This window comes from Tessaracoccus oleiagri, assembly GCF_900103275.1.
GTDB classification, from domain to species: Bacteria; Actinomycetota; Actinomycetes; order Propionibacteriales; family Propionibacteriaceae; genus Arachnia; species Arachnia oleiagri.
Window position 1 is genome coordinate 1 of record NZ_FNGP01000001.1, and the last position, 18266, is coordinate 18266.

At 69.5% G+C, this 18266-nt stretch carries 16 protein-coding genes and 1 tRNA gene; 10 read left to right on the forward strand and 7 right to left on the reverse strand.

Translation table 11 applies throughout. The features are described from left to right. Both BLR46_RS14955 and BLR46_RS00010 read left to right on the forward strand, forming a co-directional pair. Positions 1-240: hypothetical protein (locus tag BLR46_RS14955; protein WP_218118264.1), on the forward strand; the 240-nt coding region annotated here is incomplete at its 5' end. Positions 241-609: 369 nt separating this feature from the next. Beyond that, on the forward strand, positions 610-807 hold the full coding sequence (locus tag BLR46_RS00010) for a hypothetical protein (RefSeq protein WP_093247695.1): 198 nt from the start codon (positions 610-612) through the stop codon (positions 805-807). 52 nt (positions 808-859) lie between these two features. On the opposite strand, the gene BLR46_RS00015 is transcribed toward BLR46_RS00010, so the two are convergent. Next, positions 860-933 (reverse strand) — tRNA-Gly (locus BLR46_RS00015). A gap of 132 nt (positions 934-1065) precedes the next feature. Here BLR46_RS00015 and BLR46_RS00020 point away from each other — a divergent pair. The 4 genes from BLR46_RS00020 to ppgK are packed head-to-tail and all read left to right on the forward strand — an operon-like array spanning position 1066 to position 6593. After that, positions 1066-3801, forward strand: coding sequence for an FAD-binding and (Fe-S)-binding domain-containing protein (locus tag BLR46_RS00020; RefSeq protein ID WP_143008142.1), 2736 nt, complete (start codon positions 1066-1068; stop codon positions 3799-3801). Between the two features lie 41 nt (positions 3802-3842). After that, positions 3843-4373, forward strand: a complete 531-nt coding sequence (locus BLR46_RS00025) for a PH domain-containing protein (RefSeq protein WP_093247700.1) — start codon at positions 3843-3845, stop codon at positions 4371-4373. Between the two features lie 2 nt (positions 4374-4375). Continuing rightward, positions 4376-5815 carry a PH domain-containing protein gene (locus BLR46_RS00030; protein WP_093247702.1) on the forward strand — a complete coding sequence of 480 codons (1440 nt, stop codon included), beginning with the start codon at positions 4376-4378 and terminating at the stop codon, positions 5813-5815. Positions 5816-5825: 10 nt separating this feature from the next. Continuing rightward, positions 5826-6593 (forward strand): polyphosphate--glucose phosphotransferase, encoded by a 768-nt coding sequence (gene ppgK, locus BLR46_RS00035; RefSeq protein ID WP_093247704.1) that lies wholly within the window; start codon positions 5826-5828, stop codon positions 6591-6593. A 1-nt stretch (position 6594) separates the two neighbouring features. On the opposite strand, the gene argS is transcribed toward ppgK, so the two are convergent. Beyond that, positions 6595-8229, reverse strand: coding sequence for an arginine--tRNA ligase (gene argS / locus BLR46_RS00040; protein ID WP_093249445.1), 1635 nt, complete (start codon positions 8227-8229; stop codon positions 6595-6597). A gap of 116 nt (positions 8230-8345) precedes the next feature. Here argS and BLR46_RS00045 point away from each other — a divergent pair, with 116 nt between their 5' ends. Continuing rightward, a complete protein-coding gene (locus BLR46_RS00045; RefSeq protein WP_093247706.1) occupies positions 8346-9683 on the forward strand; it encodes a UDP-glucose dehydrogenase family protein in 1338 nt (445 codons plus the stop codon). 98 nt (positions 9684-9781) lie between these two features. Here the strand turns inward: BLR46_RS00045 and BLR46_RS00050 are convergent, their stop codons facing one another. From BLR46_RS00050 to BLR46_RS00065, 4 genes are all read right to left on the reverse strand, one after another. Then, positions 9782-10345, reverse strand: a complete 564-nt coding sequence (locus tag BLR46_RS00050; protein WP_093247711.1) for an NADPH-dependent FMN reductase — start codon at positions 10343-10345, stop codon at positions 9782-9784. A gap of 75 nt (positions 10346-10420) precedes the next feature. Then, complete coding sequence (locus BLR46_RS00055; RefSeq protein ID WP_093247715.1) at positions 10421-11041, reverse strand: SanA/YdcF family protein; 621 nt, start codon at positions 11039-11041, stop codon at positions 10421-10423. Continuing rightward, the gene (pgi, locus tag BLR46_RS00060) at positions 11034-12707 is read right to left on the reverse strand and encodes a glucose-6-phosphate isomerase (protein ID WP_093247718.1); all 1674 of its coding nucleotides are present in this window, start codon (positions 12705-12707) and stop codon (positions 11034-11036) included. The genes BLR46_RS00055 and pgi overlap by 8 nt, the downstream gene beginning before the upstream one ends. 80 nt (positions 12708-12787) lie before the next feature. Next, positions 12788-13771 (reverse strand): VldE C-terminal domain-containing protein, encoded by a 984-nt coding sequence (locus BLR46_RS00065; protein ID WP_093247722.1) that lies wholly within the window; start codon positions 13769-13771, stop codon positions 12788-12790. Between the two features lie 418 nt (positions 13772-14189). On the opposite strand from BLR46_RS00065, the gene BLR46_RS00070 reads away from it, so the two are divergent. Then, positions 14190-15113, forward strand: a complete 924-nt coding sequence (locus tag BLR46_RS00070) for a hypothetical protein (protein ID WP_143008143.1) — start codon at positions 14190-14192, stop codon at positions 15111-15113. On the opposite strand, the gene BLR46_RS00075 is transcribed toward BLR46_RS00070, so the two are convergent. Then, positions 15090-15719: a beta/alpha barrel domain-containing protein gene (locus BLR46_RS00075; RefSeq protein WP_093247730.1), complete on the reverse strand. Its 630-nt coding sequence runs from the start codon at positions 15717-15719 to the stop codon at positions 15090-15092. The two genes, BLR46_RS00070 and BLR46_RS00075, sit on opposite strands and share 24 nt — an antisense overlap. 368 nt (positions 15720-16087) lie before the next feature. Between BLR46_RS00075 and BLR46_RS15330 the strand changes: the two genes are divergently transcribed. Both BLR46_RS15330 and BLR46_RS00085 read left to right on the forward strand, forming a co-directional pair. After that, complete coding sequence (locus BLR46_RS15330; protein WP_245701408.1) at positions 16088-16777, forward strand: potassium channel family protein; 690 nt, start codon at positions 16088-16090, stop codon at positions 16775-16777. 124 nt (positions 16778-16901) lie between these two features. Further along, positions 16902-18260: an MFS transporter gene (locus BLR46_RS00085; RefSeq protein ID WP_245701410.1), complete on the forward strand. Its 1359-nt coding sequence runs from the start codon at positions 16902-16904 to the stop codon at positions 18258-18260. Positions 18261-18266: the final 6 nt, after the last annotated feature.

Genomic DNA, 18266 nt, shown 5'->3' on the forward strand with positions numbered 1-18266 from the left:
CAACCCGAACCCGGCGTGTTCCACTGGCGCTCCCCCGCCGGCTACGAATACCTCGTCACCGCCACCGGCACCACCAGAATCGGCACCCCACCACCGCGGCCCTCGCCATGGAGCATCGAACATGAGCCGGATCCCTGGGAGGATCCGCCGCCCAGCGATCCCACCACGGACCAACCGCTCCAGCCCGAACTCATCGCCTGGGCCATCGCCCAACACACCCTCACCAACGCTGCAGCATAGAGGTCGTCTCTGGGTAAGCCAGTCTGCGTGTTCGTGAGTTGTGGTAGCGTCGCGCCGCTTCTCTAAGGCGCCACGTGGCTGTAGACCGCGACAAGGCTGTTCCTTGGCTTGCATCCCTCGATCTCGCCTCGTTGAACAGCCCAAGCATTTTGCTTCCGTTCCACAGCGCCCCGATGTGGCGATCGCGCCGATGTTGCTGTAGTCATCCAGTCCTTCCTTGGGTTCGAGGTCGCGTATCTCTGGATCGGCGATCCCAGCGGTGCCAGATCATCTGAGCGTGGCAAACGATGTCATTGAAACGTGAAAACGCCTGTGGGCGGGGCACCTTGTCTGCCATGATGCGAGCTCAGACACAGTTGAGGAGGACCGTTGATCACCAAGAAGGTGAGTGAGCTCAACCACAGCGACGTCGGCAAGTATGTATTCGTGAGGCAGCACGAGGGCAGAACCGCCAACGGGGGCCTGTCTCTCGTCGTGATGCAGCCGGATTGCGTGACGCTACACATCGGGCACTACTCGCTGAGGGGGCTCGATCCCGACACAGAGATTGAGGTCTCGGCCGAGTAGGAGAAAGACGAAGGCCTCCGACCAGTGCTTGGTCGGAGGCCTTTGCCTTGCTTGGAGCGGGCGACGGGAATCGAACCCGCGTGTCCAGCTTGGGAAGCTGGCGCTCTACCATTGAGCTACGCCCGCGTGAAGTGAACTTCGATCCGTAATGCTAGCAGCACTCTCGCGAACTGCTCACCACACCCGCGCCCTGGGCCCGACCCATCCACCTCGCGCCTCCCACGACCACCCCGTCGCGACCAAGGTAGGCTTCGCCACGTGACCGGTGGGATGCAGCGGAGTGCGGACGCGTTGACGCGCCTTGCGCTCTCCCACGACGCTTCACGCTTCCTCCAGATCCCGCGCGAGGTCATCGTCGCGTCCAGCACGGCGGACATCCGTGCCCTGTTCCGGGAGGCGACGGCGAATCGTCGCCACCTGACGCTCCGCGGTGGCGGCACGAGTCTGAGCGGTCAGGCGGTGACGGACGACATGCTGGTCGACGTCCGGCGCCGCTTCCGTCACGTCGAGGTGCTGGACGACGGGATGCGGGTCCGCGCGGGCGCGGGCGCGAGCGTCGCGCAAATCAACGCGAAGCTGCGAAAGTACGGCCGCCGCCTCGGGCCCGACCCCGCGAGCGCCCAGACCGCCACCATCGGCGGCGTCGTCGCCACGAACGCGACGGGCAAGGCCGGTGGCATCGCGGTCAACCCGTTCCACACCCTCGACTCCCTGGTGATCGTGCTGCCGAGCGGCCGCGTCGTCGATACGGCTGACCCCGACGCGGACGTCACCCTCACCTGGGAGGAGCCGACCCTGGCCGGCGGCCTCGCGATCCTCCGTCGCCGACTCCGGGACGAGGTCGAATCCCTCGACGAGATCACCCGCCTCTGGTCGATGCGCAACGCGATGGGCTACCACCTGCGCGCCCTCACCGATTTCTCCCGACCCTCCGACATCGTGCGCCAGCTCATGGTGGGCAGCGAGGGCACCCTCGCGTTCATCGCCGAGGTCACGATGCGCACCGTCCCGCTGCGCGCGCACCGCAGCGCCCGACTCGCTGTCTTCCCTCGCCTCGAGGACGCGGTCGCCGCTTCGGCCGAGTTGGCGGCGCAGGGCTTCGAGGTCATCGAGCTCTTCGACGTGGACGCGATCCGCGTGATGCAGGAGATCCCCAACGCCCACCCGGCACTCGCGGCCCTGGACCTGGCCGACCAGACCGCCCTCCTGCTCGAGATCCGCGCCGAGACCCCGGAGGAACTCGAGGACCGCGAAGCCATCGCGGCCCCACTGCTCGCCACCTTCCCGGAGGTCCACCCCGTCTCCCCCGAGGTCGGCCTCGACCAGCAGTGGCGCATCCACCACGGCATCTTCACGCGCATGTCGATGGAGCGCGCCCCCGGCACGACGCTCCTCATGGAGGACTTCAGCATCCCGCGCGACAAGGTCGTCGACACCATCCACAAGCTCAACGCCCTCTTCGACCGCTACAAGTACGAGCGCTCCGCCATCACCGGCCACCTCACCGACTGCACGCTCCACTTCATGCTGACGGAGAGCTTCGAGTCCGAGGAGGGGCTCCGCCGGTTCCGGAAGTTCACCCAGTCGTTCGTCCGGCTGATCCTCGACCAGGGCGGCATCCTCAAGGCCCAGCACGGCACGGGTCGGGTCATGGCCCCGTTCCTGCAGCGCCAGTACGGTCCGGAACTGTTTGACGTGATGCGCGAGATCAAGCACCTCTTCGACCCGGCCGGGATCCTCTCCCCCGGCGTCCTCTTCAACGAGGATCCCAACGCCCACGTCACCAACCTCAAGCTGATGCCGACGGTGGAGGCGGCGGTCGACAAGTGCGTCGAGTGCGGCCTCTGCGAGAACGTCTGTCCATCGAGCGACCTCACCCTCTCGCCGCGAAACCGCATCGTCCTCCGCCGCGAGCTCGCAGTCCGCAAGGACGACGAGACCCTCCTCGACACCGTCTACGAGAACTACCAGTACGCCGCCGTCGACACCTGCTCGACCGCGGGAATGTGCGGCCTCGCCTGTCCCCTCGGCATTGACACCGGGGAACTCGTCCGACAGCAGCGGCAGCTGTCCGCAACGGACCGCGAGAAGCGCGTGTGGGACCGCGCCGCGCGCAACTGGGGCGCCGCCACGCGCCTCGGGTCGACGGCGATGACCGCGGCCAAGCAGTTCAGGCCCGTCGCGAAGTTCGTCACCAACCTCGGGCGCGACCGCCTCGGCAGCGACCAGGTCTGGGGCTACTCCGACGACCTCCCCCGGGGTTCGGGGCTCAGCCGGCGTCCCCGTCGCGAGCGGGCCGCGAAGAACCCGGTCGCCGCCTACTTCCCGGGCTGCCAGCAGACCCTCCTGGGCTCCGAGGGCCAGGGCGTCTTCGCCGCCTTCAACGAGCTCTGCACCCGCGCCGGCGTGCCCGTCACCCTCCTCAACGCCTCGACGCTCTGCTGCGGCATCCCCTGGCGCACCCGCGGTCTCACCGACGGCTACGACACCATGTCCGCCAAGGTGAAGAAGGCACTCGCCCCCTCGGCCGGCACCCAGCTCGTCATCGACTCGTCCGCGTGCGCCTCCAGCATGCGCGAGATGATCGCCACCTGGGACGACCTCCGCCTCGACACCGTCGACGTGGTGCAGTTCGTCGCCGAGAAGATCCTTCCCGAGCTCGACATCCGCCGGCGGCTCGGGTCGATCCTCGTCTATCCCACCTGCTCCACCAAGCGCCTCGGCGACGAGGACGCCCTTTACGCGATCGCCGCCGCCATCGCCGACGAGGTCGTCTCCCCCGCCGCCTGGTCGTGCTGCGGCGCCTACGGCGACACCGGCCTGCTGCACCCCGAGCTGCCACGCGCGGCCACCCGGATGGCCGTCACCGAGATCGCGGAACGCGACTTCGACGCCTACGTCTCCACGTCGCGCTCCTGCGAGGTGGCGCTCCGAGGCGTCACGAAGGAGCCGTTCATCCACATCCTCGAGGCCCTGGCCGCCGCCTCCCGCTGAGCGGCGTGGCCACCCTCGGGTCGCCTCAGTACACTGCGGGCATGTCGGAAACCGCGCCCGCCACCGTCGATTCGCTGTTCGAACCCCCGGTCGAGCGGTGGGAGCGGCTCAGCCCGAAGTACCTCACCGTGAAGCTGATCAGCATCTTCATCTGGTGGCCGATCCTCATCGCCATCCTCATGGCGGCGCTCTGGTTCACGCTGCCGACGGGCTGGGAGTGGCGCAGCCCGCTCCTCGTCGCCGCCGCCGTCATCTCCCTGCTGTGGCTGGCGTGGCGCGCCATCCGTGCGCCCTTCGCCTTCCGCCGCTGGGGCTACGCCGAGCGCGACGAGGACGTCTACATCACCCACGGCCTGCTCTTCCGGCAGCTCACTTGCGTCCCCTACGGCCGCATGCAGCTCGTCGAGGTCCAGGCCGGACCCATCGACCGCCTCTTCGGCCTCGCCACCGTCCAGATGGTGACCGCCTCGTCGACGGGCGCCGTCGCGATCCCGGGCCTCGACCGCGCCGACGCAGAAGCGGTCCGCGACCGCTTCATCAACCGGGGCAAGCACCTCCAGGCCGGGATCTGACAGTGACCGACGACGCACTCGCGGCCTTCCCGCCGCCCACCACGCCCGCGCGCGAGCTGCGCAGGGTGGAACGCCCCAGCCCCCTGACCGGCCTGGCCAACGCCTGGCTCGCCGTCGTCGCCGTCGTCTTCTTCGGCGGCCGTGAGGTGATCGAGGGCAACGTGTCGGCCGACGACATGGGCGGCGTCGGCTGGTTCGTGTTCGCCGGCCTGGCCGCCATCGCCGTGGTGGGGTTCGTCGTCGGCCTCATCCAGTGGCGTACCACCACCTTCATCGTCGACCACGAGTTCCGCATCGAGCGGCGCCTGCTCTCGTCGACGACCACGCGCATCGACTTCACGAAGGTGCAGTCGGTGGACCTCCACCGGCCGCTCGCCGCCCGGATCCTCGGGCTTGCGGAGGTGCGGATCGACGTCGGCGGCCAGGGGCCCCAGACGCTGCGCTTCCTCGCCAACGAGCGCGCCGAGTCCCTGCGCGACTACCTGCTCGAGCGGATGGACCAGTCCATGTCCGCCACGGCTCCGGCACCCGGGGCGGTCCCCATGGGAGCCAACGGCGCCCCGCCGCCCCAGCGACTCCTGGCATACCGGGCGGCCCCCGCGCACATCCTCCTGGGCAGCTTCCTGAAGCTCGGCCTCTTCGGCATCGGCGTCGGTGTCGGCATCCTCGTGCTGGTGGTGGTGATGACCCGGTCGCTGCCGGTGTTCGCGATCCTCGCGCTGCTCGGCATCTTCTGGCAGGTGCCGAAGAGCCTCCTCACAAACTGGGACTTCACCGTCACGCGCGTCCCGCAGGGCCTGCACATCCAGCGTGGCGCGCTCACCCGGGTGCAGATGACCCTGCGCCCCGACCGCGTGCAGGCGGTGAAGCTCGAGCAGTCGCTGCTCATGCGCTGGGCCGGCCTGTACACCGTGCGGCTCACCGTCCTCGGCAACAACGCCCTCGGCGAGGAATCCGACAACATCGACGTGCTCGTCCCCTTCGGCAAGTGGGACGAGGCCCGCTACGTGCTGTCGCTGGTGTGGCCGCAGGTGGACCCCGCCGCCCTCGTCTGGCAGCCCCAGTCACCGCGCGGGCGAAGGCTCTCCTGGTTCGCCCGCCACGAGTACGCCGTCAGCGACGACGTGCTCGCCACCCGGCATCGCCTCCTCGACCACTCGATCGCGATTGTCCCCCATGCGCGGGTGCAGGGCCTCGGCCTCGCGCAGGGACCGCTGCAGCGCTGGCTCCGGCTGGGCCGCGTCGACGCCCACACCATTGACGGGCCGGTGAGGGTGCAGGCGTACCACCTCGACACCGTGGAAGCGCGTCGCCTCTTCGAGGAGCAACTCGCCCGCTCCGCGGCCGCCCGACGTGACCGCTCGGCCGAGCCGTTCGCCGCCGAGCCGGCCCCCGTCGATCCCACCTGGGCCCCACCAACCGTCCCGCCCGCTGCACGCTAGTGTTTTCCCCATGACCATCTTCCTCGGGATCGACATCGGCGGGTCGGGCATCAAGGGCGCCCCCGTCGACCTCACCACCGGCACACTCATCGCCGACCGCCTCCGCATCCCGACGCCTGCGAAGTCGACGCCCGAGAACGTCGCCGCCGTGGTCAAGACGATCATCGACCACTTCGCGCCGGTCGCCGGTGACGCCAACGTCGGCATCGCGATCCCCGGGCCCGTCGTCCACGGGACCATCACCTTCATGGCCAACCTGCACCAGGACTGGGTGGGCATCAACGCGGACGCGCTCTTCACCGAGATCCTCGGCCGCAATGCCACCTTGGTCAACGACGCGGACGCCGCCGGCCTCGCCGAGGTGAAGTTCGGCGCAGCCAACGACCACCCCGGCCTGGTGCTCGTCACGACCCTCGGCACCGGCATCGGCTCCGCCATCGTCTACCGCGGCGTGCTGATCCCCAACACCGAACTCGGCCACCTCGAGATCGACGGCCACGACGCCGAGACGCGCGCCGCCTCGTCGGTGAAGGACCGCGAGGGCCTCAGCTACAAGAAGTGGTCCGAGCGACTGCAGCGCTACTACTCGCACCTCGAGATGCTGTTCTCCCCGGACCTGTTCGTCGTGGGCGGCGGCGTCTCGTCCGACTGGGACAAGTTCGGCCCGCTGCTGGACCTGCGCACCCCGATGGTGCCCGCGCAGCTGCGCAACAAGGCCGGCATCATCGGTGCCGCGCTCGCGGCGCAGGACGCGCTCCTGCACCCCGAGGCGCACTGACCTACATGCGCTCTGGCGCGTCGATCCCGAGCAGGTAGAGGCCCTTCGCGATCACGTTCTTCGTGGCCGCGATGAGGGCGAGCCGGGAGGCGCGAACGTCGCCCTCGGACTTCATGACCGGGCAGGCCTCGTAGAAGGTCGAGAACGCCCCGGCGAGCTCGTACAGGTAGTTGCACAGCTTGTGCGGCTGCAGGTTCTGCGCCACGTCGTCGACCACCTCGCCGAAGCGCGTGAGCAGGAGCGCGAGCTGCTGCTCGGCCGGCTCCTCCAGCACCAGCACCGCGCCGTAGCCGATGCCCTCGGCGTCGGCCCTGCGGAGGATCTGGTTCACGCGGGCGTGGGCGTACTGCAGGTAGGGGCCGGTGTCGCCGGTGGTCTGCACCATGCGCTCGGCGTTGAAGACGTAGTCCTTCTGCAGGCCGCTGGAGAGGTCGGCGTACTTGATGGCCGCCAGCGCGATGTTCGGCGCCGCCTGCTCCTCCGCCGCGTCGAGCAGCGACGTGAGCGTCGCGGCCGATCCGTCGCGCGTCTTGAACGGCTTCCCGTCCTGGCCCAGCACCATGCCGTAGCCGACATGCTCGGCCACCACGTGGTCGGGCAGGAACCCGGCCTTGCGTGCCGCGGCGAAGACCTGCGCGAAGTGACCGGCCTGGCGGGCGTCGGTGACGTAGATGAGGCGGTCGGCGTCGAGCTCGCCGACGCGGCGGCGGATGGCGGCGAGGTCCGTCGTCGCGTAGCCGTAGCCGCCGTCGGACTTCCGCACGATGAGCGGCGCCTCGAAGCCGTCGACGAACACGCACAGCGCACCGTCGTCGACGACCGCGACGCCGGAGTCCTCGAGCTCCTTCACGAGGACCGGCAGGTCGTCGTTGTAGGTCGACTCGCCGGCGAGGTCCTCATCGGTGAGGAGCACGTTGAGGCGCCGGTAGGCCTCGTTGAACGCCGGCTTCGAGATGTCGACGAGCTGCTGCCAGATCCGCAGCGACTCCTCGTCGCCGCCCTGGAACCGGCTGACGCGCGCCCGCGCCTTGGCCGCGAACTCCTCGTCCTCGCGGAAGTGGGCCGCGGCCCGCTTGTAGAGGGCGTCGGCCTCGTCGAGGGTGAGCGTGCCCGCGTCGATGCCCTCGAAGAGGACCTGCTCGATCAGCATGCCGAACTGCGTGCCCCAGTCGCCGATGTGGTTCTGCGGGATGACGGTGTGGCCAAGGGCCGAGAGGACGCGGTTGAAGCAGTCGCCGATGATCGTCGTGCGGAGGTGCCCTACGTGCATCTGCTTGGCGACGTTGGGCGCCGAGTAGTCGATGACGATCCGCTGCGGGTACTCCGTGACGACCAGCCCGCTGTGCGGATCCTCGAGGACCGCGGTGGCCGCGTCGGCGAGCACCTCCGGCTTGATGCGGAAGTTGATGAAGCCGGGACCGGCGATCTCGAGCGGCTCGCAGATGTCGTCCACGTCGAGCCGCGCGACGATGTCCGCCGCCACCTCGCGCGGCGGCTTGCCCGCCTCCTTCGCCAGGCGCAGCGCCACATTCGACTGGAAGTGGCCGAACTGGGGCTTGGTGGCGGGGCGCATCTCCGGGTCGATGCCGGTGAGGGCACGGAGGCGCGCGTCGAGAGCAGCGGGCAAGGATTGCATGGGCTCCATTCTTCCATCTTTGCGCCAAGGCCCGCGCACCGCGGCCGTCGCCAGATGAGACCGCCCTCATCCGCGTCTCGCGCAACTCTCACCCGGGGCTCGATATGTTTACCCCCATGCGAGTATCTGTGATCGGATGTGGCTACCTCGGCGCCGTGCACGCCGCCTGCATGGCCGAACTGGGCCACGACGTCGTGGGGCTGGACGTCGACGAGGCCAAGATCGAGAAGCTGGCGCGAGGGATCGCACCCTTCCACGAGGCCGGGCTGCCGCAACTGCTGGAGAAGCACGTCGGCTCCGGCCGGCTCCGCTTCACCACCGACGCCAGGGAGATCGCGGACGCACAGATCCACTTCATTGGGGTCGGCACCCCGCAGCGCCAGGGCCACCTGGGCGCCGACATGCGCTACGTCGACTCCGCGATCGAGACGATCATCGAGCACGCCGTGACCACGGACGGGCCCGTCCTCGTCTCGGGGAAGTCCACCGTCCCCGTCGGCACCGCCCAGCGGCTCGCCGGGCGGCTCGACGGCTCCGGCAAGGACCTCATCCTCGCCTGGAACCCGGAGTTCCTGCGCGAGGGCTACGCCGTGAAGGACACGCTGCACCCCGACCGGATCGTCTACGGCCTGCCCGAGGACCGGGAACGCGGCGAGACCGCGAAGGCCATGCTCGACGAGTGCTATGCCACACCCCTCGCGGAGGGGACGCCGCTCGTCGTCTCCAACTACCCGACCGCGGAGCTCGTGAAGGTGGCTGCGAACTCGTTCCTCGCCACGAAGATCTCGTTCATCAACGCGATGGCCGAACTCTGCGACGCCACGGGCGGTGACGTCACCCGGCTCGCCGAGGCGATCGGCTACGACGACCGCATCGGGCCGAAGTTCCTGCAGGCAGGGATCGGGTTCGGCGGCGGCTGCCTCCCGAAGGACATCCGCGCCTTCATGGCGCGCGCCGGCGAACTAGGCGTGGACCAGGCGCTCACGTTCCTGCGCGAGGTGGACACCATCAACCTGCGCCGCCGCGACCTCGCCGTCGAGCTCGCCGAGAACGCCCTCAAGGACCGGTTGGTGGGCAAGAAGATCGCCGTCCTGGGCATCACCTTCAAGCCCGACACCGACGACCTGCGCGACTCCCCCGCGCTCGACATCGCCACCCGGCTGTGGGCGCGCGGTGCCGAGCTCGCCGTCGTCGACCCCGCCGCGGGGCCCGAGCTGCGCGAGCGCAGGCCGGACCTGACCGTGCCGGAGACGGTGGACGAGGCGGTCGCCGGCGCCGACCTCGTGATGATCCTGACCCCTTGGAAGGAGTTCGTCGAGCTCGACCCAGCGGTCCTCATCGGCAAGGTGGGGACCCCGAACATCATCGACGGGCGCAACGTGCTGGACCCGAAGCGGTGGCGCGACGCCGGCTGGAACTACTACGGGATGGGGCGCAGCGAGTCCATCTGGTGACCGCCCCCTGAAATGCGACCAGCGTTCGCACCGTGTACCTGCCTTGCAGCGCAGGTACTCAGTGCGAACGCTGGTGTCGTTAGCGGGGGCTTCCGCGATCAGGCGGCCTGCATCTCCGGACGCAGCTCGATCGCCTGGTTGATGCGCTTGCCGAGCGCCGTGAGCTCGGCCCCGTAGCCGGCGACCATCGGCTCGACGCTCAGGCCCTCGTCGGTCATGTGCTCACCGAAGGACATGAGGACCGGGCCCTCGAGGACGTTCATCTTGACGTTGCCCATGATCGTCTCGAGCTGCGGCACGGCGCGACCTGCGCCGCCCCAGCCGTAGCCGACGACGGCGGCAACCTTGCCGTCCCACTCGTGGAACAGGGTGTCGATCGCGTTCTTCGCCGCGGCGGTGTAGCCGCCGTTGTACTCGGGCGTCAGGAAGACGACGGCGTCGGCCGGCTTCACAACCTCGGACCAGGCCTGGGTGCTGGGCTCGGTGTACTTGCCCATCGCGGGCATCTCGGGCTCGTCGAGGAACGGCAGCGCGACCTCGCGGAGGTCGACGATCTCGACGTCGCAGCCGGCGCCCTGCGCGATGAGCGGCGCGACGGCCGCGGCGATGTCGACCCCGTTGCGACGGGGGCGGGTGCTGGTGACGATGAGCTTGATGGCCATGCGGGCTGACTCCTAAGTAGTTTAACTTTCAACCGTTAGGACAACAGTAGCCGCCGAAGTCTCACCGATGCAAACTCACTCCCCGTCGTACGGGGGTACGCGCTGCGTGAAGAGGTCCCACTCCATCTTGAGGTTGGCGAACAGCTCGCGCACCGAGCCGGCCACCCAGTTCAGCGGGTAGCGGTAGCGCATGGTCGTGTCCCCCACGGCCACCGCGTCCACACCGACCGTGCGGCAGATGGTGACCGCCCGCCGCACGTGGTAGTCCTGCGACAGGACGGTGACGGCGTCGGCGCCGTAGACGTCCCGGGCGCGTACGCAGGAGTCGTAGGTGTCCAGGCCGCCCGGATCCTCGACGACGGCGTCGTCCGGCACGCCGTGCTCCACGAGGTACTCCCGCATGACCCGAGGCTGGTCGTATGACGCCGGGCTCCCGTCGCCGGTGACGATGATCGTCTCGATCTCGCCCCGCTCGTACAGCGCGACGGCGAGGTCCAGCCTGGCGGCGACGAACGCCGACGGTCCCGACGGGTGCACACGCGCCCCCAGCACCATGGCCGTGGGGTGCGCGGGCACCTCGCCGAGGTCGTACACCCGCTCCCAGGACGCGACCACCACGTGGATGGCGGCCAGCATCACGGGCAGCGCCAAGCCGGCGAGCGCCAGCCCGACGATTCTCCGGATCCGGTCAGGCACGCTGCCCCAGGTACCACTTCAGGAGCATCTGCGTGGAGGGGTCCTGCTTCGCCAGCGCCTCTTCGTCGCCGTTCACGGCCGGCGCGATCTCCAAGGCCAGCTTCTTGCCGAGCTCGACGCCCCACTGGTCGAACGAGTCGATGCCCCAGACCACGCCCTGCACGAACGTGATGTGCTCGTAGAGCGCAATCAGCTGCCCCACGACGGACGGGGTGAGTGCGGGCGCGAGGATCGACGTCGTCGGCTTGTTGCCGGCGAAGACGCGGGCAGGGACGATGTCCTCGGCCGTCCCCTCGGCCCGCACCTCCTCCTCGGTCTTGCCGAAGGCCAGCGCGGCGGTCTGCGCGAAGAAGTTGGCGAGGAACAGCGCGTGGACGTCCTCGTCGCCGTCCTTCAGCGGGCGGGCGGGGTTGGCCACGGCGATGAAGTCGGCCGGGATCACGCGGGTGCCCTGGTGGATCAGCTGGTAGAACGCGTGCTGGCCGTTCGTGCCCGGCTCGCCCCAGAAGATCTCGCCGGTGTCGGTGGTGACCGGCGTGCCGTCCCAGCGCACCGACTTGCCGTTGGACTCCATCGTGAGCTGCTGCAGGTAGGCCGGGAAGCGGTGGAGGTACTGGGCGTACGGCAGCACCGCGTGCGAGTGGGCGTCGAAGAAGTTGACGTACCAGACGTTGAGCAGGCCCATCAGCAGCGGCACGTTGCGTTCGGACGCGGTGGTGCGGAAGTGCTCGTCGACGGCGTGGAAGCCGGCGAGGAAGTCGCGGAACCCGTCCATCCCGATCGCGATGGCGACGGAGAGGCCGACGGCCGAGTCGACGGAGTACCGACCGCCCACCCAGTCCCAGAAGCCGAACGCGTTGGCGGGGTCGATGCCGAAGTCGGCGACCTTGTCCAGCGCGGTGGAGACGGCGACGAAGTGCTTGGCGACCGCTGCCTGCCGCGCCTCGTCGTCATCCGCTACGGCGCCCCGTGCCACTAGCCCGTCCAGCAGCCAGGTCCGCGCGAGGCGGGCGTTGGTGAGGGTCTCCAGCGTGGTGAAGGTCTTGGACGCGACGATGAACAGCGTCGTCTCGGGGTCGAGGTCCGCGGTCTTCTCGTAGACGTCGGAGGGGTCGATGTTGGAGACGAACCGCGCGGTGAGGCCGTCCTGCTTGTACGGGATCAGGGCCTCGTAGACCATGACCGGGCCGAGGTCGGAACCGCCGATACCGATGTTGACGACGGTCTCGATGCGCTTGCCGGTCACCCCGACCCACTCGCCCGAGCGGACCTTGTCCACGAAGGCGCCCATCCGGTCGAGGACCTCGTGGACGTCGGCGACGACGTCCTGGCCGTCGACCTCGAGCTTCGCGTCGCGTGGCAGGCGGAGCGCGGTGTGCAGCACGGCGCGGTCCTCGGTGACGTTGATGTGCTGACCGGAGAACATGGCGTCGCGACGCTCGGGCAGCTTCACCTCTTCGGCGAGGCGCAGCAGCGCGGCGATCACCTCACGGGTGACCAGGTTCTTGGAGAGGTCCACGCGGAGGTCGGCGACGTCGAACGTCAGGTCCGCGGCGCGGCTCACGTCCTCGTCGAACCATGCACGGAGATCGGGCCGGAGGTCCTGCTTGAGCTGGGCCAGCGCGGTCCAGGCGGCGGTGGAGGTGGCATCAACTGGCTTCGTCATGAGCCCAAGCCTAGGCCTGCGATGCCGCCGGGGGCGTCCGCTGGTCGCGAACGCCCCCGGGGCGGAATCGGTGGAGGGGGTCAGCCCACCGAGACGTGCACGTGGTCGTAGTGGTTGGCGCTCGCCGACCCGCGGTCCGACATGGAGCGCCAGCCCTCGGAGGCGCGTTGCGCGGTCCAGATCTTCTGCGCGTAGATCACCTCGATGACGCCCAGGCGCGAGGCGTTGTCGCGCACCCAGCGCGCCACCTCCCAGCCGGCCTCGCCGGAGATCATGGCGTCGATGGCCTGGCCGGATGAGTGGTAGGAGCCGCCGCCGGACCGGTAGCCGCCGTAGCTGCTGATGTTCGGGAACTCGTTGCAGATGGCGCGCAGCGCGTTCACGGTGCGGTCGGTGAGTCCCGACTCGACGCTCGCGGCCGCCGCGCAGGACTCCGTCGACACGCCGGAGGCGTCGGACTCGCGCGATTCCTGAGAAGCCTGAGAAGTCTCAGCGGATTCGCGCCTCGGCTCGGGAGCGGGCTCCTCGTCGTCCAGGTACTTGTTGGAGATGAACCCGACTCGCTCGCCGATGCGGGCCTGCTGCCAGCGGTCGTCAACGACGACGTTCGTGACGGTCACCCCGCGGCCGGCAGCCAGCGAGGTGACGACGCCGAACGTCGTGCCGGGGCCCGTACGCACGTTCACCGGGTTCGTGGTCCACATCTCCCCCACGACCTCACCGAGGGGCGGCGTCTCGACGGGCTTCGGCGACGGGGCGGCCGAGGTCGGCGAGGGTTCAGGGGACGGGGTCGGCGACGGCGTGGCACTCGGGGAGGCACTCGGCGACGGGGACGCGCTGGGCGTCGGCGAGGGGCTCGGCGAAACGGAAGCCTCGGACAGCGGGCGCAGCGCGGGGCGCAGGTCCGCCCGGCTCGCCGAATCCTCCCGCGCCGCCTGCACGTGCTCGGAGGGGACGGTCATGGTCGGGTCGGTGCGGTCCTGGGCACGGTCGATCATGGGCGCGGTGATGAACGACGCCACGAGGGCCGCCACCACCAGCACGGCGGACAAGGCGAGCAGCACACGCGTCCGCCTAGGCGAGTGTACCGACGCCATTGCCGGCCGGTCGATGCTCTCGACCTCTTCGATAGCGCGTCGTGGGTTCACGCGGGCTCCTATCCTGAGAAACTTTCAGTAAGTATTAAGGATCGGGAATCCCAAATCAAATCGACGCCACGGGGTACAGTGCCTCTGTAGTTTTTCGGTGGGGAGCCTCACGAGGTCGGTCACGAAAGGGAGTTCCGACATCACGAAGCCTCGATACGCGCGCAGCTTGGGCTGGGCGCTCAGCATCGCCGTCGCCTGCCTCGCACTGTTCGCGGGTCATGCCTCGGCAGGCCAGACGCAGTTGGAGATTCGCGTCGAGCTGACTCGTGACATGGTGGTCACGGTTGCCGGCGCGCTCGGTGATGAGCAGGGTCGCGCTATCAAGCAGGCTCCGGTGACCGCATTCATCGACGACCGGCCGGTCGCCGATGCCGTCACGCGCGGCAACGGCCAGTTCGCCATGGAGTTCGCGATCCCGTCGGACCTGCGCAGCGGCAACCGCCAGTTGTGGGTCAGGTTCGCCGGCGACGGCCCCGACTCCCCCGCCCAGGCGAGCGTCACATTGGCCCTCGGCTCCGGGGCAACCACCGGCAACCCACCTCCCGCGTCGGCACCCGAACCGGCGCCGCAACAACCCTCCGGCGCGCCCGCTCCTGCCCCGGCCCCCGCGCCCTCCCCGAAGCCGGTGGCGCCCCCCACGCTCACCGCGGAGGCCGACGACACCGCCCCGCGCAACGGCTCTGTCGTGACGCTCAGTGGGCTGCTGCTCACGGGCGACGGCCAGCCACTCGTCGGCGCCGGCATCGACGTGCTCGACCCGGGCGGCGAGGTGCCCGACTCCTTCACCCTCACGGGGGCCGACGGCCGCTTCACCACCTACTACGCGGTGCCCTCGGCGCAGCGGGAGCCCATGGAACTCACGGTGCGGTTCCCCGGCGCGGAGGGCTTCCCGTCTGCGAAGGCGTCGGTGAAGCTCGCAGTCCGCGTCCTCGAGACCGCAAGCCCGACGCCGAGCCCGTCGCCCAGCCCCGAACCGTCACCCGCCGCCTCGGAGGTGGCCACCGCGGAGAGCATCATCACCGAGGTGACCAGCGCCCCCACCGTAGAGGCCGAAAGCGAAGATCCGTCCCTGATGACAGGCTGGGTGGTCGGCGCCGTGTTCGTCGTCGGCGCCACGGTGACGATCATCGCGTCGATGGTGGGGCTGAGCGCGCTGCGCCGCATCAACGTGCCTGGCGGGCCGGATCCGGACGCGGAGTTCGAATTTTTCGAGGACGACGACGCGCTGGTCGGCTCACGAGGACGCCGCGGCTACTGATCCCCGGTGCTCCACCGCCCGCTGGGCCGCCTTCCTGAACGACGCGCAGCGGTCGCGCAGCTGGCCGAGGTCGCCACCGTCCACCGCATCGCCCAGCAGGGTCGCGTCGACGCACGCCGCCGGGGACCCGTGCTTCATCCACTCTCCGGCCGCGAACGCCCCGACGCCGCCCATGGGGATCACCCGCTCCGCGAGCCCGACGCGGGCGAGGTGCCCGGCCATCACGTGCCCGACGATGTCCGCGGGCCACAGCAGTGCACCGGTCAGCCCGAGCTCCAGCACGGCGCGCACCTCGAGGTGCGTCGTCGCCGAACCGAACACGGTGAGTCCCTCACTATCGGCGTACCACGCCAGCTCCCTGTCGACGACGTCGGCGAGGACGAACTCGGCGCCGGCACCGTGGGCCGCCTCCAATCCCTCCCGGTCGGCCACCTGCCAGGCACCGAACACCGCGCGGGGTCCGAACACCTGCCCCAACTCCCGCAGGGAATCCACCGGGGCGGCGAACACCGGCAACTGCTCCTGGACCAGCACTTCCACCACCCCGACCAGGTCGTCGATGTCGGCGGCGGGCAGGCAGGTCACGATTCCAGAGGGGACGGTCATGGGGACATTCTGCCGGACCGACGTCGCCTCCGGTTCACGCGTCGATCCCTCGCACGTCTTCGAGCGCCGACCCGCGTCCGTGGGCGAAGATCCGCGGTCGGCTCCCCCGATCACGGCGATCGAGGCCTGACGGACGGTAACGTTGCGCGAGGCCGGGACGCGTCACCGGCGCGCGGGAGGAGGCCGGGATGGCCGTCGTATGGACGATCGCGGGGATTGCGCTGATCGTGATCGGGTTGCGCGACATGTTTCACAGCCTCCTGCACCCTCGTGGCAGCGGTGCAGTGAGCAATGCACTGATGTCCTGGCTTTGGGGACTGTCCCGACGGTCGGGACATCGCCTCGGCTCCGCGGCAGGACCCGCGGGGATGGTCTCTGCCGTCATCGCCTGGGTCCTGTTGCAGGCCGTGGGTTGGGCCCTGGTGTATCTCCCCCACGTGCCCCACGGCTTCTCCTACTCCCCGGGCATCGAGCCGACCCGGTACTTCCCGGCCGCCGAGGCCCTCTACATCTCGTTGGTCAGCCTCGCGACGCTCGGTTTCGGCGACGTCGTGCCCACCGATCCGTGGCTGCGGGCGTTCGCGCCACTCCAGGCGCTCACCGGCTTCGCCCTATTGACGGTGTCCTTGACCTGGTTCACGCAGGTGTTCCCGCCGGTCGCGCGCAGGCGTGCCCTGGCGCTGCACCTCAACGCATTGGCCGAGAGCGGGTATGCCGAGCGGCTGGACGAAGAGGGTGCGGACTTCGCTGACCAGGTCCTCATGGAGTTGGCGAGGGAGATCAACACGACGACGGTGGACCTCACGCAGCATTCAGAGAGCTACTACTTCCGCGAGGATGACCCCGCGATGTCCCTCGCGCGTCAACTGCCCTACGTCCTGACGCTCGGGGATGCGGCAGCAACTTGCCGCGGGGACAGGTCGGTCGCCGGCACCGCCCTTACGCAGTCGGTGGAGCACCTGGCCCGGACGCTCCACGGCTTCGTGGAGAGCGGCGACGACACGAAGGAGATCCTCGACGCCTACGCCGCCGACCAACGGCGCACTCCCCGGGCCTGACCTTCAAAGAACACCCGAGGATCACCACCATGACCAGATCCTGCCGTTCCAGCGGAGCATCGCTGAGGGTGCGGCGCTGGTCACCCCAGCGCGACGGGGTCCCCGGCAATTAGAATCGGCTTTCGTGGAGAAAACCCTGACCCGTACCGAACGCCTCGACCGCCTTCCGTACACCCGCAAGCACAACAAGCTGCTGTTCGGCTCCGGCGTCGGTTGGGCGCTCGACGCGATGGACGTCGGCCTCATCTCGTTCATCATGGCCGCGCTCATCAGCGAGTGGAACCTGGGCCGGGTGGAGCAGTCCGCGCTGGTCTCCGTCGGCTTCATCGGCATGGCGGTGGGCGCCTCGGTGGGCGGCCTGCTCGCCGACCGCATCGGCCGCCGTCAGGTGTTCGCCCTCACCCTGCTCGTCTACGGCGTCGCCACCGGGCTCTCGGCGCTCTCGACCGGGCTGGTGATGCTGATCGCGCTGCGCTTCATCGTCGGCCTCGGGCTCGGCGGCGAGCTGCCCGTCGCGTCGACGCTGGTCAGCGAGTTCGCGCCGAAACGGATCCGCGGTCGCGTGGTCGTGGCACTGGAGTCGTTCTGGGCGGTCGGCTGGCTGGCGGCCGCCGTCGTCGGCTACTTCCTGGTGCCGCTCGAGAACGGCTGGCGCTGGGCCCTCGCGCTCGGCGCGATCCCGGCGGTGTGGTCGATCGTGATCCGGCTGGGGCTGCCGGAGTCGGTGCGGTTCCTCGAGAGCAAGGGTCGCCACGCGGAGGCGGAGAACATCGTCGCCGAGCTGGAGCGCACGGCCGGGATCACCCCGCCGGACGAGCCCGTGGACACCGAGCACTCCAAGGCCGCGAAGACGACGATGGGCGAGCTGTTCGGGCCGCGGTTCCGCCGGCGGACGATCGCGCTGTGGCTCACCTGGTTCGGCGTCAACTTCTCCTACTACGGCGCCTTCATCTGGATCCCCACCCTCCTCCACGAGGGCGGGCTCACCCTCGTGAAGAGCTTCGAATTCACCCTGCTGATGACGCTCGCGCAGCTGCCGGGCTACCTCGTCGCCGCGATCCTCATCGAGGTGTGGGGGCGCCGGGCGACCCTGGTGTCGTTCCTCGGCGGCTCGGCGCTCTCCGCCGTCTGCTTCGGCTTCGCCCCGGCCATCGCTGAGGCGATCGCGCCTGGTTCGGACAGCTGGCAGTACGGGGTGGCGATGCTCTTCGGCTCCCTGCTGAGCTTCTTCAACCTCGGCGCGTGGGGCGCCCTCTACGCCATCACGCCCGAGGTCTACCCGACGACCGGCCGCGCCTCCGGTGCCGGAGCGGCCACGGCGTTCGGCCGGGTCGCCGCCATGCTGGCACCGATCCTGGTGCCCATCATCGTCGTCGCCGGCCTAGGTGTCCTGTTCGCCGTCTTCGGCGCCATGTTCCTGCTCGCCATGGTGGCGGCCTGGTTCCTGCCCGAGAACAAGGGCAAGGCGCTCGCGGAATACTGACCCGGC

Bases quoted from the DNA above. Each gene is read 5' to 3' on its own strand.
- BLR46_RS00045 (WP_093247706.1), top strand. From the start codon at position 8,346: ATGCGAGTATCTGTGATCGGATGTGGCTACCTCGGCGCCGTGCACGCC.
- ppgK (WP_093247704.1), top strand. From the start codon at position 5,826: ATGACCATCTTCCTCGGGATCGACATCGGCGGGTCGGGCATCAAGGGC.
- pgi (WP_093247718.1), bottom strand. From the start codon at position 12,707: ATGACGAAGCCAGTTGATGCCACCTCCACCGCCGCCTGGACCGCGCTG.
- argS (WP_093249445.1), bottom strand. From the start codon at position 8,229: ATGCAATCCTTGCCCGCTGCTCTCGACGCGCGCCTCCGTGCCCTCACC.
- BLR46_RS15330 (WP_245701408.1), top strand. From the start codon at position 16,088: ATGGTCTCTGCCGTCATCGCCTGGGTCCTGTTGCAGGCCGTGGGTTGG.
- BLR46_RS00050 (WP_093247711.1), bottom strand. From the start codon at position 10,345: ATGGCCATCAAGCTCATCGTCACCAGCACCCGCCCCCGTCGCAACGGG.
- BLR46_RS00075 (WP_093247730.1), bottom strand. From the start codon at position 15,719: ATGACCGTCCCCTCTGGAATCGTGACCTGCCTGCCCGCCGCCGACATC.
- BLR46_RS00025 (WP_093247700.1), top strand. From the start codon at position 3,843: ATGTCGGAAACCGCGCCCGCCACCGTCGATTCGCTGTTCGAACCCCCG.